The 21,357-nt window shown below is 65.8% G+C and carries 20 protein-coding genes; 9 read left to right on the top strand and 11 right to left on the bottom strand.

The features are described from left to right. Positions 1–21: 21 nt before the first annotated feature. The gene (locus J2X50_RS01820; RefSeq protein WP_429090956.1) at positions 22–405 is read right to left on the bottom strand and encodes a RidA family protein; all 384 of its coding nucleotides are present in this window, start codon (positions 403–405) and stop codon (positions 22–24) included. Positions 406–681: 276 nt separating this feature from the next. On the opposite strand from J2X50_RS01820, the gene J2X50_RS01815 reads away from it, so the two are divergent. Genes J2X50_RS01815 through J2X50_RS01785 form a run of 7 tightly spaced genes read left to right on the top strand, consistent with a single transcriptional unit; the run spans position 682 to position 7,236 of the window. Further along, positions 682–1,686, top strand: coding sequence for an ABC transporter substrate-binding protein (locus J2X50_RS01815; RefSeq protein ID WP_429090954.1), 1,005 nt, complete (start codon positions 682–684; stop codon positions 1,684–1,686). Between the two features lie 34 nt (positions 1,687–1,720). Next, positions 1,721–2,524, top strand: a complete 804-nt coding sequence (locus tag J2X50_RS01810) for an ABC transporter ATP-binding protein (protein WP_429090952.1) — start codon at positions 1,721–1,723, stop codon at positions 2,522–2,524. Next, positions 2,511–3,362 carry an ABC transporter permease gene (locus J2X50_RS01805; RefSeq protein WP_429090950.1) on the top strand — a complete coding sequence of 284 codons (852 nt, stop codon included), beginning with the start codon at positions 2,511–2,513 and terminating at the stop codon, positions 3,360–3,362. Before J2X50_RS01810 ends, J2X50_RS01805 begins: the two co-directional genes overlap by 14 nt. Positions 3,363–3,364: 2 nt before the next feature. Then, on the top strand, positions 3,365–4,657 hold the full coding sequence (locus J2X50_RS01800) for a cytosine deaminase (RefSeq protein WP_429090948.1): 1,293 nt from the start codon (positions 3,365–3,367) through the stop codon (positions 4,655–4,657). A gap of 4 nt (positions 4,658–4,661) precedes the next feature. Then, entirely contained in the window at positions 4,662–6,059 is a 1,398-nt protein-coding gene (locus tag J2X50_RS01795) for an FAD-binding oxidoreductase (RefSeq protein ID WP_429090946.1), read from the top strand. Positions 6,060–6,067: 8 nt separating this feature from the next. Then, entirely contained in the window at positions 6,068–6,649 is a 582-nt protein-coding gene (locus tag J2X50_RS01790) for an NAD(P)H-dependent oxidoreductase (protein ID WP_429090944.1), read from the top strand. Further along, the gene (locus tag J2X50_RS01785; RefSeq protein WP_429090942.1) at positions 6,649–7,236 is read left to right on the top strand and encodes an NAD(P)H-dependent oxidoreductase; all 588 of its coding nucleotides are present in this window, start codon (positions 6,649–6,651) and stop codon (positions 7,234–7,236) included. Before J2X50_RS01790 ends, J2X50_RS01785 begins: the two co-directional genes overlap by 1 nt. Before the next feature lies 1 nt (position 7,237). Here J2X50_RS01785 and J2X50_RS01780 read toward each other — a convergent pair whose 3' ends face one another. The 5 genes from J2X50_RS01780 to J2X50_RS01760 are packed head-to-tail and all read right to left on the bottom strand — an operon-like array spanning position 7,238 to position 14,591. Further along, entirely contained in the window at positions 7,238–9,682 is a 2,445-nt protein-coding gene (locus J2X50_RS01780; protein WP_429090940.1) for a GcvT family protein, read from the bottom strand. Then, positions 9,679–10,860, bottom strand: coding sequence for a pyridoxal phosphate-dependent aminotransferase (locus J2X50_RS01775; protein WP_429090939.1), 1,182 nt, complete (start codon positions 10,858–10,860; stop codon positions 9,679–9,681). Before J2X50_RS01775 ends, J2X50_RS01780 begins: the two co-directional genes overlap by 4 nt. A 1-nt stretch (position 10,861) precedes the next feature. Then, a complete protein-coding gene (locus tag J2X50_RS01770; RefSeq protein WP_429090937.1) occupies positions 10,862–11,527 on the bottom strand; it encodes an HAD family hydrolase in 666 nt (221 codons plus the stop codon). Next, on the bottom strand, positions 11,527–13,980 hold the full coding sequence (locus tag J2X50_RS01765; RefSeq protein ID WP_429090935.1) for a GcvT family protein: 2,454 nt from the start codon (positions 13,978–13,980) through the stop codon (positions 11,527–11,529). Before J2X50_RS01765 ends, J2X50_RS01770 begins: the two co-directional genes overlap by 1 nt. Positions 13,981–14,000: 20 nt before the next feature. Continuing rightward, positions 14,001–14,591 carry a helix-turn-helix domain-containing protein gene (locus J2X50_RS01760; RefSeq protein WP_429090933.1) on the bottom strand — a complete coding sequence of 197 codons (591 nt, stop codon included), beginning with the start codon at positions 14,589–14,591 and terminating at the stop codon, positions 14,001–14,003. Between the two features lie 180 nt (positions 14,592–14,771). On the opposite strand from J2X50_RS01760, the gene J2X50_RS01755 reads away from it, so the two are divergent. Beyond that, entirely contained in the window at positions 14,772–15,482 is a 711-nt protein-coding gene (locus J2X50_RS01755; RefSeq protein ID WP_429090932.1) for a nitroreductase, read from the top strand. A gap of 1 nt (position 15,483) precedes the next feature. Here the strand turns inward: J2X50_RS01755 and J2X50_RS01750 are convergent, their stop codons facing one another. Next, positions 15,484–15,879: a RidA family protein gene (locus J2X50_RS01750; protein WP_347965160.1), complete on the bottom strand. Its 396-nt coding sequence runs from the start codon at positions 15,877–15,879 to the stop codon at positions 15,484–15,486. Positions 15,880–15,958: 79 nt separating this feature from the next. Then, on the bottom strand, positions 15,959–16,861 hold the full coding sequence (locus J2X50_RS01745) for a LysR family transcriptional regulator (protein ID WP_429090931.1): 903 nt from the start codon (positions 16,859–16,861) through the stop codon (positions 15,959–15,961). An 85-nt stretch (positions 16,862–16,946) separates the two neighbouring features. On the opposite strand from J2X50_RS01745, the gene J2X50_RS01740 reads away from it, so the two are divergent. Further along, entirely contained in the window at positions 16,947–17,456 is a 510-nt protein-coding gene (locus J2X50_RS01740; RefSeq protein WP_429090929.1) for a DMT family transporter, read from the top strand. 23 nt (positions 17,457–17,479) lie between these two features. Here the strand turns inward: J2X50_RS01740 and soxG are convergent, their stop codons facing one another. The 3 genes from soxG to J2X50_RS01725 are packed head-to-tail and all read right to left on the bottom strand — an operon-like array spanning position 17,480 to position 21,352. Further along, complete coding sequence (gene soxG / locus J2X50_RS01735) at positions 17,480–18,067, bottom strand: sarcosine oxidase subunit gamma family protein (protein ID WP_429090927.1); 588 nt, start codon at positions 18,065–18,067, stop codon at positions 17,480–17,482. Beyond that, positions 18,060–21,056, bottom strand: a complete 2,997-nt coding sequence (locus tag J2X50_RS01730) for a sarcosine oxidase subunit alpha family protein (protein WP_429090926.1) — start codon at positions 21,054–21,056, stop codon at positions 18,060–18,062. The genes soxG and J2X50_RS01730 overlap by 8 nt, the downstream gene beginning before the upstream one ends. Further along, positions 21,053–21,352, bottom strand: coding sequence for a sarcosine oxidase subunit delta (locus J2X50_RS01725; RefSeq protein WP_429090925.1), 300 nt, complete (start codon positions 21,350–21,352; stop codon positions 21,053–21,055). Before J2X50_RS01725 ends, J2X50_RS01730 begins: the two co-directional genes overlap by 4 nt. Between the last annotated feature and the right edge of the window lie 5 nt (positions 21,353–21,357).

The raw sequence follows: 21,357 nt of genomic DNA, 5'->3' as shown, positions 1-21,357 counted from the left end.
TCCTGAGCCATGCCGGCGCAATCAGCCGGCGGCGATCACCTCGATTTCCACCTTGAACTCCGGCCGGGTGAAGCCGGACACGATCATCAGCGTCGAAGCCGGGGCGGGGTCGGAGAACAGCCTGTCGCGCACGTCCATGTAGGGCCGCATGTGGATCCGGTCCGTCACATAGGCATTGATGCGCACGACGTCGTTGAGGGTCAGGCTCGCCTCGCCGAGGATTGCGGAGATGTTGCGGAAGCAGAGCTCGGCCTGCGCGCCGGCGTCCTCGGGCACCGTGTCGTCGGGCCCGACGCCGAGCTGGCCAGAGCACAGCACGAGCCGCTTGCCTGCCGGGACCTCGACGCCGTGGCTGTAGCGCGCGAATGGCGCCTTGATCGATTTGGGCAGCAGAAATCTCAACATAGGGCTCTCCATTCACGTGGAGCCTAAAGCCGTCACCACCTTCGTTTCAAGATACTCTGCGCCGATCAGCCCGTCATGGACAGGCGCCCGAAAAATAGGCACTGTGCCGTTCCGAAGGCATGAACCATCCGGCCTTTCCGCGCATGTCGAGGCCAAGCATGTCGAGGCCAAACCCAAGCAGCCGGCGCGGAGCGACATTGGCATGTGCCTTGCTTGAAGCAACGTTGCGGTCTTGACCCCGGCGCGGTCGGCAGGGGCTAACGGAGGGTGGTGCTTATGAGCGAATTTCTGAAAGTGTCGGCAGGGGCGGCGGCAGTGCTCGTCGCCGCTTCGTTCGGCGCCGGGGCGGCCGAGAAGGTCACCTTCATGACCAACTGGCTCGCCCAGGCCGAGCATGGCGGCTACTACCAGGCCGTTGCCGACGGCACTTATGCGGCCTGCGGCCTCGACGTGACGATCGCCCAGGGTGGGCCGCAGGTGAGCGGACGTCCGCTGCTGCTCGCCGGCAAGATCGATTTCTATATGGGCGGCAACCTGCTCCAGGCGTTCGACGCCGTGCAGCAGAACATTCCGCTCCGCATCGTCGCGGCATCGTTCCAGAAGGAGCCGCAGGTGGTGATGTCGCATCCCGGCCAGGGATTGGACAAGTGGGAAGACCTGCCGAGGGCCGAGCAGTACATCATCGGCGACGAAGGCGCCCAGAGCTTCCTGCTGTGGATGGCCACCGACCACGGCTTCGACGTCTCCAAGCGCGTGCCCTACACCTTCAATCCCGCGCCCTTCATCGCCAATCCGAAGTCGATCCAGCAGGGCTATGTCACGTCCGAGCCCTTCGCGGTGGAAAAGGAGGGTGGCTTCAAGCCCAACGTCTTCCTGTTGGCCGACTACGGTTTCGACACCTACGCCACGACGATCGAAGCGATGCAGAAGACGATCGACGAGCGTCCGCAGGTGGTGCAGTGTTTCGTCGATGGCTCGGCCAAGGGCTGGTACAATTATCTCTACGGCGACAACAAGGCCGCCAACGAGATGATCAAGAAGGACAATCCGGACATCACCGACGAGCAGATCGGCTTCTCCATCGAGCAGATGAAGAAGTACGGAATCGTCGATTCGGGCGATACGGAGAAGTTCGGCATCGGCGCCATGACCGACGAGCGGATCAAGAGCTTCTACGACAAGATGGTGAAGGCAAAGGTCCTGCCTGCGGGCATCGACATCGCCAAGGCCTATACGCTCGACTTCGTCAACAAGGGTGTCGGCATCGACCTCAAGAAGTGAAGCCAGCCGAAACATGATGCCCCAGCAGACCAGCATGGCAGGAACCGGGGCAGTGGAGGGCGGCAATCCGCTGCTTGTCCTGCGCGGCGTCGGGAAAAGCTTCTCGAACGGCGTCGTCGCATTGCGCGACGTCGACCTGACGATCCGGGAGGGCGACTTTGTCAGCCTGCTCGGGCCGTCCGGCTGCGGCAAGTCGACGGCCTTGCGCATCATCGCCGGGCTGTCTTCCCCGAGCTCGGGCGCTCTCGACTGGCATAAGGCCCTCGGAGACGACTGCGTCGGCTTCGTCTTCCAGGAGCCGACGCTGCTGCCCTGGGCCAGCGTGTTCGACAATGTCTGGCTGCCGCTGCGGCTGCGGGGCGTGTCGCGGGAGGCGGCGGGGCCGGCGGTGATGGAGATGCTGGAGCGGGTCCACCTCGCTGGCTTCGAGGCGGCGGTGCCGCGCGAACTCTCGGGCGGCATGAAGATGCGCGTCTCGATCGCGCGTGGGCTGGTCACCAAGCCGCGGCTGCTGCTCATGGACGAGCCGTTTGCCGCTCTCGACGAGATCACTCGCTTCCGCCTCAACAACGACCTGCTGGAGCTTTGGCAGGACGAGCGCTTCACCGTGGTCTTCGTCACCCACAGCGTGTTCGAGAGCGTGTTCCTGGCGAACCGGATCGTGGTGATGGCGGCGCGGCCGGGGCGGGTGTTCGAGGAGTTCGCGGTCGACGCGCCCTATCCCCGGGACGAGACGTTCCGCACCTCTACCGACTACGCGGCACTTTGCCGGCGCGCGTCCGCCGTGCTTTCCTCGGCTATCCATTCCACGGGTGGGGCGAGCCATGGCGATCATTGAACAGGCAGGTGTCGTGCTCGATCCGGAGGAAGCTCGGCGTGTCCGCGCCGAGCGGCTGGAGCGCCTGGGCAAGTGGCTTTTGCCGCTGGCGATCATGGTGGTCGCCATCTGGCTGTGGGATCGCATCTGCGTGTGGAACGAGATCCCGCAATACATCCTGCCGCGGCCGGGCGTGGTGCTGGACACGCTCTTCAAGGACGCGCCGCTGTTGTTTTCGTCGCTGCTGGTGACGCTTAGGATCACCTTCCTCAGCCTGCTGCTCGCCGTCGTCGGCGGCGTGGGGCTTGCGGTGCTGTTCGCCCAGTCGAAATGGGTCGAGATGTCGTTCTTCCCCTTCGCGGTCGTGCTGCAGGTGACGCCGATCGTGGCGATCTTTCCGCTCATCAACATCTATGTCGACAACCAGACGGCCAAGCTCTTGCTGTGTGCCTGGATCGTCGCGTTCTTCCCGATCCTGTCGAACACGACGCTCGGTCTCAATTCCGTCGACCGCAACCTGCGCGACCTGTTCAAGATGAACGGCGCCACGCGCTGGCAGCAGCTGTGGCACCTGCGCCTGCCGGCGGCGATGCCCTATTTCCTCGGCGGCCTGAAGATCGCCGGCGGCCTGTCGCTGATCGGTGCGGTGGTCGCGGAATTCGTCGCCGGTGCTTCAGGGCAGTCCGCGGGGCTTGCCTCTCGCATCATCGAGGCCGGCTATCGGCTCAATGCGCCGCGCCTCTTCGCGGCGCTCATCCTCATTTCGGTGACCGGCATCCTGATCTTCCTCGTGCTGTCACTGGTTTCCCACCTGGTTCTGCGGCGCTGGCACGAAAGCGCGCTCAAGCAGGAGCGCTAGCCGTGACCTTTCCGAATTCCGGCACTTACCGTCTGTCCAGTGGGCGTTTCCATTCGTCGCTCGCGCCCGGCCTGTCCCTGGTGGTGGACGGCGATGGGTTTGCGCTGGTCGACATCGAGGTGGCGGAGGGCAGGATAGCCCACATCGGTGCTGCTACGAACGCGCCGGGCGGCTTCGACCTGAAGGGCCGCATCGTCCTGCCCTGTTTCGTCGACTGCCACACCCATATCGACAAGGGGCACATCTGGCCGCGCCGACCCAATCCCGACGGCTCGTTCATGGGCGCGCTGGCCGCGACGGAGGCCGACTGCGCGGCGCGCTGGAACGCCGAGGACGTAGCGCGCCGCATGGATTTTTCGCTGCGCACCGCCTACGCGCATGGCACCAGGGCGATGCGCACGCACCTCGACAGCGCAGCACCGCAGGAAGAAATCTCCTGGCCGGTCTTCGAAGAAATGCGCGAACGCTGGCGCGGCCGCATCGATCTTCAGGCCGCCTGCCTGTTCGGCATCGAGGCGGTACGCGACCGCGACTGGTTCGCCGGCATGGCGCGGCGCGTCGCCGGGGCACATGGCGTGTTGGGCGCGGTGACATACATGATGCCCGACCTCGACGAGCTGCTGGACCTCATGTTCCGTACTGCCTCTGAGCACGGCCTCGATCTCGACTTCCATGCCGACGAGACGGACGACGTCGACGCCGTGTCGCTGTGCAAGATCGCCGAGGCCGCGCTGCGGCATCGCTTCGAGGGCAGGATCCTCGTCGGCCATTGCTGTTCGCTGGCGCGCCAGCCGGACGGAGAGGTTCTCGGCACGCTGGACAAGGTCTACAAGGCCGGGATCGGCGTCGTCTCCCTGCCGATGTGCAATCTCTACCTGCAGGACCGGCGGCAGGACGCGACGACCCCGCGCTGGCGCGGCGTGACGCTGCTGCACGAGATGAAGGCGCGCGGCATCCCGGTCTGCGTCGCCTCCGACAATGTCCGCGACCCCTTCTATGCCTATGGCGATCTCGACATGCTCGAGGTCTATCGCATGGCGACGCGCATCCTGCATTTCGACCACCCCGTGGCCGACTGGCCCAGGGCTGTTACCGCTACCCCTGGACAAATGATGCGCCTCGACGGCGCGGGCGTGCTCGCGGCGGGCGGTCCGGCCGACTTCATCGTCTTCAAGGGCCGCAACTGGACCGAGCTCCTGTCTCGGCCCGAGTCCGACCGGATCGTCGTGCGCGACGGACGGCCGATCGATACCGCATTGCCCGACTATTCCGAACTCGATGATCTGATGGGGTGAGACGATGGACCTTGCCGGGCTGAAGCGCGATCTCGACGGGCTGAAGATCGAGGACAACGAAAAGATCGTGCAGCAGAAGAGCCGCGACTTCTACTGGTACAGCCCAGTGCTGAAGCGCCAGCTCGACCATGTCACCGGCGACCTGATCGTTTCGCCCAGGAACGAGGCGGAGGTCATCCGCACGCTCGCCGCCTGCTACAGGCATGGCGTGCCGGTCACCCCACGCGGCACCGGCACGGGCAATTACGGCCAGGCGATGCCGCTTTCGGGCGGCGTCGTGCTCAGCCTCGCCGAGATGAACCAGGTGACGGCGATCTCGCCGGGCCGGGTGGTCAGCGGGCCGGGGGCGGTGCTGGCAGACATCGACCGCGCCACACGCGCCCATTCCGGCCAGGAACTCAGGCTTCACCCCTCGACTTACAACACCGCCTCCATCGGCGGCTTCATCGCGGGCGGCTCGGGCGGTGTCGGCTCGATCAATTTCGGCGGCCTGCGCGATTTCGGCAACGTGATCAGGCTGCGCGTCGTGACCATGGAGGCCGAACCGAAGGTCCTCGAACTCACCGGCGAGGCGCTGCACAAGGTCACCCACGCCTACGGCACCAACGGCCTCATCACCGAGGTCGAGATGCCGCTGGCGGCATCCTACGACTGGGTCGACGTGATCGTCGGCTTCGACAGCTTCATGGGAGCTGCCCGCTACGGCAATGCGCTGGCCTGCCAGGACGGCATCCTTGCCAAGCTCGTCACGCCGATCGCGGCACCCGTCCCCTTCGCCTATTTCAAGCGCCACCAGCGCTTCCTGCGCGAGGAGCAGAGCATCTGCGTGGTCATGGTCGCGCCGCATTCGCTGGATGCGTTTCTCGCCTTCACCCGCCGCGAGGGCGGCGAGGTGGTGTTCAACGCGGCGACCGCCGACGACACCAAGGGCCTGCCACCGGCCTATGAGCTGGCCTGGAACCACACGACGCTCAGGGCCCTGCGGGTCGATCCGTCGATCACCTACCTGCAGTCGCTCTATCCATTCCCGAACCAGCTGGCGCTGGTGGAGAAGATGGACGCGATGTTCCCGGGCGAGGTCTTCTCGCATCTCGAATTCGTGCGCTTCGACGGCAACATCACCTGCTTCGGGCTGCCGCTGGTCAAGTTCACCACGGAAGAGCGGCTCGACGAGATCGTCCGCCTGCACGAGGACAATGGCTGCCCCATCTTCAACCCGCATCGCTTCACCCTGGAGGAGGGCGGCATGAAGCAGACGGACGACGTCCAGCTCGCCTTCAAGCGCGAGGCCGACCCGAGCGGGCTGCTCAATCCTGGAAAGATGATCGCCTGGGAAAACCCGAACTACGATTACCGAAGCGGCAAGACTTTTCTCTTCAAGGGCTTGCAGAAGGCAAGCTGAACTGCGCGATGAAGATCCTCGTGCTCTATGCCCATCCCGTCGAGACGAGCTTCAATGCCGAGCTTCACCGGCTCATCGTGCAGCGGCTGGAAGCCGCCGGGCACGAAGTGGACGATTGCGATCTCTATGCCGAGGATTTCGATCCGCGGCTGACGCGGGCCGAGCGGCTCGGCTACCACGAGGCGAGGTCGGACGGCGATGCGGTCGCGTCCTATGTCCGGCGCCTGCGCAGCGCCGAGGGGCTGGTGCTGTGCTTCCCGGTCTGGAACTATGGCTATCCGGCCATATTGAAGGGGTTCTTCGATCGCGTGTTCCTGCCAGGGGTGTCGTTCAGGCTAGTCGACGGCAAAGTGGTGCCGATGCTGCACAACATCCGCAAGGTCGTTGCGGTCGCCACCTATGGCGGCAGCAGGCTGCGCGCCATGCTGATGGGCGATCCGCCGCGCAAGCTCGTCGGGCGGGTGCTGCGCGCCAACGTCCGTCCAGGTGCGCCGGTGGCCTACCTGGCGCACTACTCACTGAATCTCTCGACCGACAGGACGCGCAAGGCCTTCATGCGCAAAGTGGCAGACAGGATGGACCGGTTCTGATGCGGGTGCTGATCGTCTATTGCCATCCGGTGCCCGACAGTTTCTGCGCCGCGGTCTGCGAGACCGCACTGGAAGCGATCAAGGCCAAGGGGTGCGAGGCGCGGCTGCTCGACCTCTATGCCGAGAACTTCGATCCGGTGATGCGCTGCGACGAGCGGCGGTTCTACAACGACCGCGCCCCGATCGATCCGACCCTGCAGGTCCACATCGACCACATCAAATGGGCGGAGGAAATCGTCTTCATCTACCCGACCTGGTGGTACGGGTTGCCGGCGATGCTCAAGGGCTGGCTCGATCGCGTCTGGGCGACCGACGTCGCCTTCGAACTGCCCAAGGGCAAGGGTGCGATCAGGCCACTGATGACCAACATCTCCAAGATCGCGGTCGTGACGACCTGTGGCGCACCGCGCCTGTGGTCGCACCTCGTCGGCCATCCCGGGCGGAAGACAATCCTGCGCGGCATCAGGGCTCTGTGCGCGAGGCGCTGTCGCACGCTGTTCCTGGCGCATTACCTCATGGACAGTTCGACGCCGGAATCGCGCGGTGCCTTCCTCGACCACGTGAAGCGCAAGCTCACGGCCTTCTGACCTACACGCGTACGCGCTCGGCCCTGGGATCGTACATGGGCCTGAGCGAGGCCTCGGCAGCGAAGCGATCACCGGCGATCTCGATCTCGTAGCTGGAGCCAAGTACGTCGGCTTCGGTCTCGTTGGCGCATGGCACGTAGCCGAGGCCGATGGCGCCGCCGAGGTGGTGGCCGTAGTTGCCCGAGGTGATCGTGCCGACGATCCTGCCGTCGCGGACGATGGCCTCGTTGTGGAACAGCAGAGGCTCGGGGTTCGTCAGCCGGAACTGGACCAGTCGACGGGAAAGGCCTGCCTCGCGCTTGCGCAGCACCGCGTCGCGGCCGATGAACTCGCCCTTCCCGGTCTTCACGGCAAAGCCGAGGCCAGCCTCAAGGACATGATCCTCGTCGGTGATGTCGTGGCCGAAATGGCGGAAGGCCTTCTCGATGCGACAGGAATCGAGCGTGTGCAGGCCGCAGAGTTTCAGCCCGAGATCGGCTCCGGCCTCCTCGATCGTTTCGAACACATGGGCCGCCTGGTCTGTCGGGACATAGAGCTCCCAACCGAGTTCGCCGACATAGGTGACGCGGTGGGCGCGGGCGAGGCCCATGCCGATCTCGATCTCCTGCCAGGTGCCGAACGGATTCTTGTCATTGGAGAAATCGTTGGGGCTCACTCTCTCGATAAGTTTCCGCGCGCTCGGCCCCATCAGGCAGAGCACACTTTCGGAGGCCGTCACATCGGTGACGACGACGAACTCGTCGCCCAGATGCCTGCGGAACCAGGCGAGGTCGCGCTGCAGCGTGGCACCGGGGACGACGGCCAGGAAGGCCGTGGGCGAAAGGCGCGTGACGGTCAGGTCGCTTTCGATGCCGCCGCGCCGGTTGAGCATCTGGGTGTAGACGATGCGGCCCGGCTCGACGTCCATGTCGTTGGCGCAGAGCCGCTGCAGGTAGGCCAGCACGTCGCGGCCCTCGATGCGGATCTTGCCGAAGGAGGTCATGTCGAACAGGCCGACGCCGTTGCGGACGGCAAGGTGCTCGTTACGCTGATTGTCGAACCAGTTCTGCCGCTTCCATGAGTATTTGTAGTCGCGTTCCTGGCCTTCGCTGGCGAACCAGTTGGCGCGCTCCCAGCCGGCGACTTCGCCGAACACCGCGCCGCGTGCCTTCAGGTGCTCGTGCAGCGGCGAGCGGCGGACGCCTCTGGAGGTCGCCATCTGGCGATAGGGGAAATGATCGGCGTAGAGCAGGCCGAGCGTTTCCGAGACACGCTCTTTCAGGTAGCGCCGGTTCTTCTGGAACGGCTGGGCACGGCGGATATCGACTTCCCAGAGGTCGAACGGCGCCTCGCCATCGTGGATCCACTGCGCCAGCGCCATGCCGGCGCCGCCCGAGGAGACGATGCCGATGGAGTTGTAGCCGGCGGCCACCCAGTAGCCGTCGAGTTCCGGCGCCTCGCCGAGATAGTAGCGGTCGTCCGGGGTAAAACTCTCGGGGCCGTTGAAGAAGGTATGGACGCCGGCGGTTTCCAGAATCGGCATGCGGTTCACGCCCATTTCGAGGATCGGCGCGAAATGGTCCATGTCCTCGGGCAACTGGTCGAAGCAGAAGTCCTCGCGTATGCAGTCCATGCCCCAGGGTTTCGCGACCGGCTCGAAGGCGCCCAGCATCATCTTGCCGGCGTCTTCCTTGTAGTAGGCGCATTCGTCGGGCACGCGCAGCACGGGCAGGCGGCCAAGCCCCTGGATCGCCTCGGTGACCAGGTAGAAATGCTCGCAGGCATGCAGCGGGATGGTGACGCCGTTCTGCTCGCCAAGCTCGCGCGCCCACATGCCGGCGCAGTTGACGACGATGTCGGTCTCGATGGTGCCCTGTTCGCCGCCTTGCGCCCATGACACGCCGGAGACGCGGCCGTCCTTGGTGTGGACCTTGGTGACCTTGACGTTCTCGACGATCCTGGCGCCGCGCTGGCGGGCGCCCTTGGCGAGCGCCATGGCGATATTGGCCGGATCGCATTGGCCGTCGAGCGGCAGGTGAACGGCGCCGACCACGTCGGACACATTGAGATGCGGGTACATCTCCTTGACTTCGCTGGGCGATATCTCGCGCACGTCGACGTTGAAGGCGCGCGCAAGCGACGCCTGCCGGTAGATCTCGTGCTTGCGTTCCTCGGTCAGTGCCACCGTGATGGAGCCGACCTGGCGCATGCCGGTGGCGACGCCGGTCTCGGCCTCGAGCTTGACGTAGAGGTCGGCCGAGTATTTCGCCAGCCGCGTCATGTTCTGCGAGGCGCGCAGCTGCCCGATCAACCCCGCCGCGTGCCATGTCGTGCCTGAGGTGAGCTGCTTGCGCTCCAGAAGCACGATGTCGGTCCAGCCGAGCTTCGCCAGGTGATAGGCGACGGAGCAGCCGGACACGCCGCCGCCGATGATGACGGCGCGGGCACGGGCGGGGATTTCGGTCATGCGGCAGACCTCTCGTAGCTGTTGGCAAAGCGTCTGAGACGACCGGCGGCCTCCCTGAGCACGTCGTCGGGCTGGCACAGGCTGATGCGAATGTGACCTGCAGCGGCTTCGCCGAAGCTCACGCCGGGCATGACGGCGACCTTCTCGCGTTCGAGAAGGTTCCAGGCGAATTTCTCGCAGTCGGGCTCGATGGCGCTGATGTCGAGCATGACATACATGCCGCCTTCGGAGCCGCGCACGGTGACGTTGTTGAGGCCGCGCACGGCGTCGAGGAAGTGGGCGCGCCGGTCGGCATAGGTCTTGGCGATCCACTCGACGCCGAAGTCGTTTTCCAGCGCCTCGATCGCCGCGCGGCTGACGAAATCGGTCAGGCCGTAGGTGGTGACCAGGTTGAGGTTGATGATCAGCGACACGAGCTCGGCAGGGGCGGTGAGCCAGCCGATGCGCCAGCCGGTCATGCCGTGGCTCTTGGACATCGAGTTGATGACCAGCGTGCGCTCGGCCATGCCCGGCAGGGCGCGCGGCGACACGTGCTCGCCGCCTCCGAGCGTCCAGTAGACCTCGTCTGAAAGCAGCCAGAGGTCGCGCCTGATGCACAGCTCGGCGATGTCTTCCAGGCATCTTCTGGAATAGACGGCGCCCGTCGGGTTGTTCGGCGTGTTGATCAGGATCGAGCGCGTGTTGGGCTTCAGCGCCTTCTCGATCTCGTCGGCGCGCGGCTGGAAGCCGTCTGCGGCATGGGCCTCGACGACAGTGTAGCTGGCGCCTGCGGCCCGGAAGGTGCCGGGGTAGGTGGCATAGTAGGGGGCCACGACCACGGCATGGTCACCCGGATCGTGCGTCGCCTGCACCGCGGCATAGAGCGCGGCCTGGCCGCCCGGGGTGGCGAGGATCTCGGCGAGTGCGGTGTCGACGCCGGTGCAGCGAGTGGTGACCTTGGCCATGGCGGCGCGCAGGCGCGGCAGGCCGGGCAACTGCGTGTAGTGGTGATGGCCAGCTCGCACGGCTTCAACGCAGGCCTCGACCGTTTCGGATGGCGTGTCGAAGTCGTGGTCGCCGACAGACAGCATGATGATGTCCTCGCCGGCCTGCTTGCGGGTCATGGCGGCGAAATGCACTTCCCAGCCGTCTTTGCCGGAGGGGACGATGCCGGAGATGCGGGAGGATGGCTTGGGCATCTCAGGCTCCCGCCGCCAGCGTCAGCAGGCCGGAAGTGTTCAGGCGCGTCGTCAGCGATCTGTATTCGGCAATGGTCGGATGGGGCGTGTCGCCGGCGTGGCCGTGCGTTGCCGTGACGACCACCACCCGGGCGCCGGCGGCTTCGGCGGCCTGGATGCCGGCCGGCGCATCCTCGAAGACCAGGCAGTCCTGCGGCTGCTGGCCGAGGCGCTGGGCGCCGAGCAGGAAGCAATCGGGGGCGGGCTTGCCGTTGGCGACGTCTTCCCCCGTGATCATCAGTTGCGGCACCGGCAGGCCGGCGGCTTCCAGCCTGCGGATGGCAAGCCGGCGCGGCGAGGAGGTGACGATCGCCCAGCGCTCGGGCGGCAAGGCGGTGAGGAATGCGGCAGCGCCCTCGATGGAAACCACGCCTTCGACGTCGTCGAATTCGGCCTGCGTCAGGAACTCGACCTCGGCCATCACGTCGACGCCGGGCAGGTTCAGATTGCGGATCGTCTCGACAGCGCGAACGCCGTGGATGGTCGGCAGGAAGGTCTCCACGTCGAGGCCGTGCCGGACCGCCCAGGCGGACCAGACGCGTTCGGCGGCGGCGATCGAGCTCAAGATGGTGCCGTCCATGTCGAACATGAAGGCGCCGAAGGCGCGATCGGGGAAGGGAAGGGACATTATGAGCGTAGCCTTTCGTTCTCGGGATCCCACAAGGGCTTGTCCTGCTGGACCGTGGCGCCGAAGCGCTCCCCGAAAATCTCGACTTCGACGGTTGCGCCCGGCACGGCCAGATCGGCACGCAGCATGCCTAGCGCGATCGATTTGTCCACCCTGTGGCCCCAGCCTCCTGACGTGGTCTCACCGACAATCTGGCCATTGTGCCAGAGCGTCGACATGTAGGGCGCGTCGCACTCGCCGGGACTGTCGATCACCAGCGTGACGAAGCGCTTTTTCACGCCCTGCTGTTTCTCGCTGAGTAGTGCCGCCTTGCCACGGAATTGGGGCTTGTCCCATTTGACGAAGCGCTCGAGCCCGCCCTGGAGCACGGTGTAGTCGGTCGAAAGGTCGCCCTTCCAGGCGCGGTAACCCTTCTCCAGCCGGAGTGCGTCGAGCGCGAACATGCCGAATGGCTTGAGGCCATGCTTTTGGCCGGCCGCCCAGACGGCGTCGAAGACATTGGCCGTATCGTCGACCTTTGTATGGATTTCCCAGCCTAGCTCGCCAGCGAAGGAGACGCGCACCAGCTTGGCCCAGCGTCCGGCGATGGTGGTTTCCTGATGCGTCAGCCATGGTGCGGCGAGGTCTGCCTCGCAGACCTCGACCAGGATTTTCCTGGAGTTGGGGCCCGCGAGGATCTGGGTCGAGTATTCCTCTGTGCGGTCGATCAGCTTGAAAGTCGCGTCTGCTGGCATGTGCGACTTCAGCCACTCGAAATCGTGCCATTGCGCCACTGCCGCCGTGATCAGCGTCATCAGGTTTTCGGCATGGCGGACAACCGACACCTCGGTGACGATGCGGCCGTGATCGTCGGCGAAGTAGCACAGGCCGATGCGCCCGACCTTGGGTACTGAGCCTGTGACCTGCGTCTCAAGCCATACGGCGGCACCCGGGCCGTCGAGGTTGAAACGGCTGAAGCCGGGCAGGTCGAGGATACCGGCGGCATCACGTACGGCGAGACATTCCTCGCGGATTCTTTGCTCCCATGGACCGGAACGGGAGAAGGTCTGGGTGGAATCCTCCGAAATGTCGTCGCCGGGCTTGGCGTACCAGGTGGCGCGCTCCCAGCCATTGTAGGCGTTGAACTGGGCGCCGAGGGCGGCGATCCGGTCGTGGATGGGCGAGAGCTTGCGGTTGCGGGCCGCCGGCCGGGCGTGGCGAGGGAAGTGGATGGCGTATTCGTGGCCGTAGACCTCCATGCCCTTGGCGATCGCGTAGTCGGGGGCAGCGGCGAACGAGGTGAAGCGGCGCGGGTCGCAGGACCACATGTCCCATTCGGTCTCGCCCTGCGTCACCCACTCGGCCAGAACCTTGCCGGCACCACCCGCCTGGGCGATGCCGAAGGTGAAGACGCAGGCCTCGAAGGCGTTGGGCACGCCCGGCATCGGACCGATCAGCGGGTTGCCGTCGGGCGCGTAGGGGATCGGGCCGTTGATGACCTTGGACAGGCCGGCGGTGCCGAGGATCGGCACGCGGCGGACGGCATCGTCGAGGTACCACTCCAGCCGCTCCAGGTCGTCGGGATAGAGCTGGAAGGAGAAGTCGGCCGGCATCGGATCGTCACCGGTTGCCCAATGGGCGCGGCAGTTGCGCTCATAGGGGCCGAGATTCATGCCGTTCTTCTCCTGGCGCAGGTAGTAGGAGGTGTCGACGTCGCGCAGCAGCGGCAGCTTCTGGCCGGCCTCGCGCGACCAAGCGGCGAGCTCGGGGATTTCGTCGAACAGAATGTACTGGTGGCTCATCACCATCATCGGCACGTCGCGGCCGAACATTTTTCCCACCTCTGCCGCGCGATAGCCGGCGGCGTTGACCACTTTTTCGCAGCGGATCTCGCCCTTTTCGGTCGAAACAACCCACTCGTCCTTGTCACGGCGAACCGAAATCACCGGGCAGAAGCGGATGATCTTCGCGCCCATGTCGCGCGCGCCCTTGGCGAGCGCCTGGGTCAGCTGGGCCGGGTCGATGTCACCGTCGTTGGGATCGTAGAGGGCGCCCTTGAGCTCATGCGTTTCGATGAAGGGATAGCGGCGCTTGATCTCGTCGAGGCCGATGACGTCGATGTCCATGCCCTGGTAGCGGCCCATGCCTTTGGCGCGCTGGAACTCCTGCATGCGTTCCTTTGTGTGGGCGAGGCGGATCGAGCCGGTGACGTGATAGTTCATGGGATAGTCGACCTCCGCCGCCAGCCCGCGGTAGAGTTCGGTCGAATAGCGCTGCATGTTCATCAGCGACCAGGACGACGAGAAGGTCGGCACGTTGCCGGCGGCATGCCAGGTCGAGCCCGAGGTCAGCTCGTTCTTTTCAAGGAGCATGCAGTCGGTCCAGCCCGCCTTGGCGAGGTGGTAGAGCGACGAGACGCCGACCGCACCCCCGCCGATGATCACCACCCGTGCCGTGCTCAGCAACTCAGCCATGATTTCCTCCCCAGAAACGATCAGTAGACTGGCGGCGCCACGATCCAGATGACCACCGCAGGCACCGAGCCCGGGTTCCGCCACCGGAACGGCTTATGGTCGAAGCGGAAACTGTCGCCCTCGTTCAGGCTGTGCCAGGTACCGTCGATCTCGATGTCGAAGCGGCCCGAGACGACGTAACCGGCCTCTTCGGTGGGGCGCGTCGCCGGCTCGGCCAGTTCGGCGCCTGGCGCAAAGATCGAGCGGAGCATTTCGAAGCTGCCGCCGAGGTCGGGCGACAGGAGCTCTTCCACCAGTCCCGAATCGCTCGTTCCCAGCGTCCGCCTCCGGCCTGAGCGGACGATGACGCCGCGCTCGGCCTCGAGCGGCGCCTCATGGGCGAAGAACAGGCTGATTGGCACGCCGAACAACTCGGCGAAGGCCCTGAGATCGCCGAGGGACGGCGTCGACAGACCGCGCTCGACCTGGCTGACCCAGCCGACGGAGCGGCCGAGCTTGAGGGCGATCTCGGCCAGGGTCAGCCCGCGGGACTTGCGCAGCGCGCGCAAATCGGCGGCGAGCAGATCGCCCGCGACGTCGAGTTCGGCGGAGGCATTCGCTGCGGGGTTCAAGTTTGGCTACCTCGCATGAAAAATCTCATCGGAATTTCATATGAGGCCAGTTCCGTGAAATTCTCAAGGGAATTTTCATGGTCCAGCAAGTTTCGCTTGCGGGACTCTCGGCTACGGTGCAAAGGCTGGCAAACGGACGGTTGGAGGGGCGTCCGCGCAGCGATGCCATGGGGACCGCCGATGCTGGCACCGGAGAACAAACCGCAGGACAGTGACGAGACGGCGATCGTCGACGAGGCGATCGTGTCGCGCCGGTCCGTGCGCGCCTTCCTGCCCACGCCAGTGGACGAGGCGGTGATCCGCGACATCCTCGATGTGGCGGCGCGCGCGCCCTCGGGCACCAACATGCAGCCGTGGAAGGTCTATGTGACCTCCGGCGAGACGCTGCGCGGTATCAGCGATGCCATCCTCACTTCCGGCGTGCGCGCCGAGAAGGCCGTCTGGGACGAATACAAATATTATCCCGACCAGTTCTTCGAGCCTTATCTCGGCCGCCGTCGCGCCAACGGCTTCGGCCTCTACGGGGTGCTCGGCATCGGCCGCAGGGACGTCGACCGGATGCGCGCCCAGCATGACCGCAACTTTCTCTTCTTCGATGCGCCCGTCGGCATGATCTTCACCATCGATCGCAGGCTCAACCAGGGCTCCTGGATCGACTACGGCATGTTCCTGCAGAACATCATGATCGCGGCGCGGGCGAGGGGATTGCATACCTGCCCGCAGGCGGCGTTCGCCCCCTACCACCGCCAGATCCGGCCGGTGCTCGGCATTCCCGACGAGGAAGTCGTCGTCTGCGGCATGGCGCTCGGGCACGAGGACACGAGTAAGCCGGAAAGCGCTTTCCGGACAGACCGCGCGCCGCTCGAAGACTGGGTTCAGTTCCTGAAATAGGTCAGGCGCCCGGGCGTTTGCCGATGTAGGCGCAGCATTCCAGTTCGACCTGAGCACCCAGCGCCAGGCCATTGGCGCCGAATGCCGAGCGTGCCGGCAGGCGGTCAGGGTCGAAATAGCCGACATAGACCTTGTTGAATTCGGGCCACTTAGCCATGTCGGCCAGCATGACCGTGCATTTGAAGATGTCGGCCATGCCGAGGCCGTTCTCCGCGAGCACTGCCTTGATGTTCTCCATCGTCTGCTGTGTTTCGGCTTCCATGCCGCCGGGCACGAGTTCCAGCGTGCCGGGCCGATTGCCGAGCGCGCCCGAGAGGTAGAGCACGTCGCCGACCCGCACCGCCTGGCTGAATGGCAGCTTGAGCGCCTTTGCTTGCGCCGAATTGATGAATTCCATGGCCATCCCCCTCAACGAGCACATATTGACCGGAACACGCTCGGCTCGCTAGTCGGGTCAGGGCAGGGAATCTGCGGCGTCAGTCCCCGCAAAGGCTCAAGATGGTCTCCCGAAGCCACTGGTGCGCGGCGTCGCTGTCGCGGCGCCTGTGCCAGATCTGCTCAAAGCCGAAGGCCGGAATGGCGAAAGGCGGTTCGAAGACGGCAAGGGCGTTGGCCTCGACCGATGGCGGCAGGATACGCCGCGCCACGGTCAGCACGAGATCGGTACCGGCAATGAGCCCGGGTGCTGCGCCCCAATGCGGCATAAGCAGCGCGACACGGCGCTTCTCGCCGATGGCCGCAAGCGCGGAATCGACCTCGCTTTCGACATCGGCACGCAGGGCCACGAGGGCGTGCGGGCGCGCAAGGTAGGCGCTAAGATCCATGCTCGTTGCGCCACCCAACGAGGCAGCATTGGCAAGGCAGGCGTATCGCTCTTCGAACAGCTGCAAGGCCCGCATCGACCTTTCGAGTGTGGGAAAGACGCCGAAGGCCAGGTCGATCTCGCCGTCCATCACCTGTGCCGTCATCGACTCGCGGCTCGACTGGCTTATCTCGAGATCGATGCCGGGTGCCTGCGTCCGCAACGCCGGCAGGAGGCGGGGGAGGATCACGGTCGCACCGTAGTCCGACATGGCGAGGCGGAAGGTGCGCCTCTCGGTCGCCGGATCGAAGCCGGCGGGTACGAGGAGGCGGCGCATGCGATCGAGTGCGTCGGCAAGCAGTGGCGCGATCTCCATGGCGCGCGCCGTTGGCTGCAAACCGCCGCCATGTCTGACCAGCAGCGGGTCGTCGAGGAGGTGGCGCAGGCGCGCAAGCGCGTGGCTGACCGCGGGTTGGCTCCGGTTGAGGCGAATGGCGGCGCGCGAGACATGCCGCTCGGCCAGGAGCGCCTCGAGGACCACGAGCAGATTGAGGTCGATGCCGGAGAGATTATTCATCCGGTGCATGTTATCGGTAAGGATTGTGAATTTCCATAAGTATGACGGATGGCATATCTCCGGGGAGTAGATACGGAGATACTCAATGCCGCAGTCCTCATCGTTGCTGGTCGCAGCCTTGCTCGCCGGGGCAGCAGTTCCGTTTCAGGCCGGCGCCAATGCCATGCTTGGGCGCCTGCTCGGCCACCCGCTCTGGGCGACGCTGGTTTCGCTCGCCATCAGCGTCGTGCTGATCGTCCCCGTCATGCTTGCGTCGAGGGTGCCGGTGCCGATGGTGGGTGCCCTGTTCAAGGGACCGTGGTGGATCTGGATCGGCGGCGTCGGCGGGGTGATCTACATCACAGCGGCACTTCTGCTTTCGCCGAAAGTCGGCGCTGCCAGCTTCATCGTGGCGGTGATCGCCGGCCAGATGGCGACGTCCCTCCTCATCGACCACTTCGGTCTGATGAATTTTGCGCAGCGGCCCGCCACGCTTGCGCGCGTCGCGGGGCTGCTCCTGATCGTCGCCGGCCTGGTGGTCACCCAATGGGCGAACTCCACCAAACCTGATCAGAATCGTTCGGGGAGCGCGATCGAAGCTGGCACGGCGGAGTAGCAAGCGCTCTCCGCGCACTTGCCTCAGACCACCTCGTAGCCGACCTCGTCGGCGGCGTGGCAGAGCATCTTCCAGAACGAGCGGGCGAAGGAGCGGAAGACGTAGAGGTCGAACCGCGCTGCCCCGCTTCGCTGGATCTGGGTGAAGATATCGTGATGGGCCGTCGATATGCCCGAGCCGATCGGGAATGCCGCCTGCTCGAAGTCTACGGCAAAGAGCTTGCCCAGCACCCACTCCGCCCTGGCGCCTTCGATGCGGATGGCGGTCCGGCCGTGTGAAAGGTCGGTGACCGTGCCGGTGCTCGACGGAACCGTGCCTGCCAGCGCGGTGGCCAGTCCTTCCGAGGCGTCGGTGACGAGGAACTTTCCGGGCGCGAAGCCGAATGCCGAATGGCGTTCAGAGACCGCGCCTGCACCCGCGCCATCGGCGAGGCTGAGTTTCGTGACCGAGGCGATCACCCCCATCAGCGCCTTTTCCTCGCCCGGCCATGCGGCGACCTGCACGATCGAGCCGGGAGCGATCTCGGACAGGGTCACGCCCACGCCATCGGCAAAGTTGCCGTGCGAGCCGGGCCGGAAGGCCTGTGCGAGCGGTGAAAGCTGCTCAACCATGCATGCGCTTCCCTTCGGGGTCGAAGAAGTGGTGGCTGACGATCTCGACCGGGCCGAAGCGGTTGCGCAGCGGGTCGGAGACCTGGGCGCGCTTGCCGTGGCGGGACTTGCCGGCCGAGACCAGCGCCAGCGCGATATATTTGCCGAGCGCCGGGGAGAAGCAGGCGGCGGTGATGTGGCCGAGCGAGCCGTGCGGGTTTTCCGGATCGGCCTGCATGACGATGTGGGCGCCGCCGTTGAGCGGCCGGTTGTCGAGCGAAACGATGCCCACCAGTTCGAGCCGCTCGGGGGCGGTGAGGCCTTCGCGGTCCATCATCGCCGAGCCGATGAACGGCTTCTTCTTGGACAGCATCCAGCCGAGATGCAGGTCGCGCCCTGTGGTCCGGCCGTCGATCTCGGCGCCGGTGACATGGCCCTTCTCGATGCGCATGGTGCCGAGCGCCTCGAGCCCATAGGGCACCATGCCGTGCGGCTTGCCCGCCTCGACCAGCGCCTCCCAGACATGGATGCCATGGCCGGCGCCCGAGTAGACCTCGAAGGCCATCTCGCCGGAGAAGGAGAGGCGGCAGATCATGACGGGCGCGCCGGCGATTTCGCCGCGGACGATGCCCATGAAGGGCAGCGTCTCGTTGTCGACCTTGGTGCCGGTGACGCAGGAGGCGAGGATTTCACGGGCCTTGGGGCCGCCGATGGCAGCACCCGCCCACTGGTCGGTGACAGAGGTCAAGTGGACCCTCAAGTCGGGCCAGACGACGTCGAGGAAATATTCGAGATGCTGCATGACCTTGCCGGCATTGGCTGTCGTCGTGGTCATCAGGAAGTCGTCTTCGCCCAGCCGCCAAGTGGTGCCGTCGTCGAAGGCAATGCCGTCCTCGCGCAGCATCAGCCCGTAGCGGGCCTTGCCGACGGAAAGGGTGGAGAAGACGTTGGTGTAGACGCGATCGAGGAACTCGGCGGCGTCCGGACCTTGTACGGCGATCTTGCCAAGGGTGGAGACGTCGACGATGCCGGCGGCGTCGCGCGTAGTTCCCGCCTCGCGAACATAGGCCTGCTCGACGGTCTCGCCGGGGTCGCCATAGATCATCGGGCGGAACCAGAGGCCGGCCGAATACATGGTCGCGCCGTTGTCGACATGCCAGTCGTGCATCGGCGTCAGCCGTTCCGGCTTCAGGTCGCCGAAACGCTCGGCAGCCAGCGAGCCGACCGACACCGGAGCGAAGGGCGGGCGGAACCGCGTGGTGCCGACCTCGGGGATCGGCTTGCCGACAGCCTCGGCCATGATCGCGAGACCCGGCACGTTGGAGCCCTTGCCCTGGTCGGTGGCCATGCCGAGCGTGGTGTAGCGCTTGAGATGCTCGACCGAGACGAAACCCTCGAGATGGGCAAGCCGCACGTCGTCGGCGGTGACGTCATGCTGGAAGTCGACGAAGGCCTTGCCCTTGGCCCTGATCTCGAACACCGGCGCGGGACGGGGGTCGAGCGACGCCGGCTCGACATGCGGCAACATATCGACCCTGACCGGCGGAAGGTCGGCCGCCTTGCGGCCGGCGGCAAAGCCCTCGGCGATGGCTTCGGCCGTCGCGAAGGTTCCGTTGAAGGCGCCCGCACCGACCCAGCCCTTGTCCGGCCGTGGCGGCAGGAAGGCCTGCAGGTCGGCGTCCCACACCGGGCGCGCGCCCGCCTGGCTGGCGAGGTGGATGGTCGGCGACCAGCCCCCCGACACGACCAGGCAGTCGGTCGCGATCGCGCGCGCTTCTCCCGAGATCACGCCCGAGGCCTGATCGAAATGCGCCAGCTTGATACCGGTGAGCTTCTTGCCGCCCTCGGTGCCGACGACGGCTCGGCCTGTCAGCAATTCGGCTCCGGCCTCCTTCGCCAGCGCCCGGCATGCGTCGCTGACGTCCCGGCGCAGGTCGATCATGGCGACGATCGCGGCACCCGCCCTGGCGAGTGATGCCGCCGCAAGATAGGCGCTGTCGTTGTTGGCGAAGACGGCGATCTTGTCGCCTGGCAGGACACCGTACTGATTGGCGTAGCGCATTGCCGCGCTCGCCATCATGACGCCGGGCCGATCGTTGCCCGGGAAGACCAGCGGCCGCTCGAATGCGCCGGTGGCGAGCACGACGCTCCCGGCGCGGATCGTCCAGTGGCGATGGCGCGGAGCACCCTTGGCAGGCGAGGGCTCGTGGTCGGAGACACGCTCCAGGGCGGCAATCGTGTTGCCGTCGTAGTAGCCCCAGACGGTGGTGCGCTTGAGCAGGCGGACGTTGTTGTGTTCCTTGAGTTCGCCGACGATGTCGGTTGCCCATGTCGCTGCGGGCTCGCCGTCGATGGTCTCGCCGGACCAGTTGGCCGAGCCGCCGAATTCAGGGTCCAGTTCGGCGAGGATGACGCGCGCGCCAGAGGCGGCCGCTTCGCGCGCGGCGGAAAGGCCGGCGGGGCCAGAGCCGACCACCAGCACGTCGCAAAAGGCGTTCATGCGCTCGTAGCGCGACGGGTCGGGCGTGTGGCCGGCGCGGCCGAGGCCGGCGGCGCGGCGGATGATGTGCTCGCACATCATCCAGAAGCGGGTGCCCTTGAGCGGGCCGATCGCCGGGCCCATGAAGGTCTTGTAGTAGAAGCCCGCCGAGATGAACTTGCCGCCGAGTTGATTGACCGCGCTCACGTCAAAGGCGAGCGAGGGGAAACGGTTCTGGCTGACGGCGACCAGCCCGTCATAGATCTCGACCGTCGTCGCGGGTAGGTTCGGCTCGCGGACGTCGCCGCGCAGCACCGTCACCAGGGCATTCGGTTCGTCGACGCCGGCGGTCAGCACGCCACGCGGGCGATGGTACTTGAAGGAGCGGCCGAACAGCATGACGCCATTGGCGAGCAGCGCCGAGGCCAGCGTGTCGCCCTGATGTCCGGCGTAGGAAACCCCGTCGAAGGTGAAGCGGATGGTGCGCAGCCGGTCGACGAGGCCGCCCGAGGGTATACGGCGCGGGCTCATGCCTTGACTCCGGGCTTGCGACGTCCGTGGACAGGCGCGCCATGTTCGCGCGCGAAGCGGACGCTCGAAATTTCGTGGGTGAGGGTGTCGCGCACCACGGCGAGATGTGACCGGCAGCCGCCGGCGTGCTGCCAGATCTCGTTGTGCGCGCCGGCAGGGTTCAGCCGGTCATAGACATAGGCATGCCAGGCGACCTGGTCGGTCGAGGCGGGATCGGGGCGAGTGCGGTTGCCATCGCCCTGGTAGGCGAATTCGGAAACGTCGCGCGGGCCGCAATAAGGACAGGTGATGAGCATGGATC

It is taken from the genome of Aminobacter sp. BE322, from assembly GCF_050433525.1.
In the GTDB taxonomy this organism is placed as follows: domain Bacteria; phylum Pseudomonadota; class Alphaproteobacteria; order Rhizobiales; family Rhizobiaceae; genus Aminobacter.
This window is presented reverse-complemented; position numbering and strand designations above follow the sequence as displayed.

Excerpts from the sequence above, each read along its gene's own strand:
- J2X50_RS01820 (WP_429090956.1), bottom strand. The coding sequence starts at position 405 with ATGTTGAGATTTCTGCTGCCCAAATCGATCAAGGCGCCATTCGCGCGC.
- J2X50_RS01815 (WP_429090954.1), top strand. The coding sequence starts at position 682 with ATGAGCGAATTTCTGAAAGTGTCGGCAGGGGCGGCGGCAGTGCTCGTC.
- J2X50_RS01810 (WP_429090952.1), top strand. The coding sequence starts at position 1,721 with ATGGCAGGAACCGGGGCAGTGGAGGGCGGCAATCCGCTGCTTGTCCTG.
- J2X50_RS01805 (WP_429090950.1), top strand. The coding sequence starts at position 2,511 with ATGGCGATCATTGAACAGGCAGGTGTCGTGCTCGATCCGGAGGAAGCT.
- J2X50_RS01795 (WP_429090946.1), top strand. The coding sequence starts at position 4,662 with ATGGACCTTGCCGGGCTGAAGCGCGATCTCGACGGGCTGAAGATCGAG.
- J2X50_RS01790 (WP_429090944.1), top strand. The coding sequence starts at position 6,068 with ATGAAGATCCTCGTGCTCTATGCCCATCCCGTCGAGACGAGCTTCAAT.
- J2X50_RS01785 (WP_429090942.1), top strand. The coding sequence starts at position 6,649 with ATGCGGGTGCTGATCGTCTATTGCCATCCGGTGCCCGACAGTTTCTGC.
- J2X50_RS01780 (WP_429090940.1), bottom strand. The coding sequence starts at position 9,682 with ATGACCGAAATCCCCGCCCGTGCCCGCGCCGTCATCATCGGCGGCGGC.
- J2X50_RS01775 (WP_429090939.1), bottom strand. The coding sequence starts at position 10,860 with ATGCCCAAGCCATCCTCCCGCATCTCCGGCATCGTCCCCTCCGGCAAA.
- J2X50_RS01770 (WP_429090937.1), bottom strand. The coding sequence starts at position 11,527 with ATGTCCCTTCCCTTCCCCGATCGCGCCTTCGGCGCCTTCATGTTCGAC.
- J2X50_RS01765 (WP_429090935.1), bottom strand. The coding sequence starts at position 13,980 with ATGGCTGAGTTGCTGAGCACGGCACGGGTGGTGATCATCGGCGGGGGT.
- J2X50_RS01755 (WP_429090932.1), top strand. The coding sequence starts at position 14,772 with ATGCTGGCACCGGAGAACAAACCGCAGGACAGTGACGAGACGGCGATC.
- J2X50_RS01750 (WP_347965160.1), bottom strand. The coding sequence starts at position 15,879 with ATGGAATTCATCAATTCGGCGCAAGCAAAGGCGCTCAAGCTGCCATTC.
- J2X50_RS01745 (WP_429090931.1), bottom strand. The coding sequence starts at position 16,861 with ATGAATAATCTCTCCGGCATCGACCTCAATCTGCTCGTGGTCCTCGAG.
- J2X50_RS01740 (WP_429090929.1), top strand. The coding sequence starts at position 16,947 with ATGCCGCAGTCCTCATCGTTGCTGGTCGCAGCCTTGCTCGCCGGGGCA.
- soxG (WP_429090927.1), bottom strand. The coding sequence starts at position 18,067 with ATGGTTGAGCAGCTTTCACCGCTCGCACAGGCCTTCCGGCCCGGCTCG.
- J2X50_RS01730 (WP_429090926.1), bottom strand. The coding sequence starts at position 21,056 with ATGAGCCCGCGCCGTATACCCTCGGGCGGCCTCGTCGACCGGCTGCGC.
- J2X50_RS01725 (WP_429090925.1), bottom strand. The coding sequence starts at position 21,352 with ATGCTCATCACCTGTCCTTATTGCGGCCCGCGCGACGTTTCCGAATTC.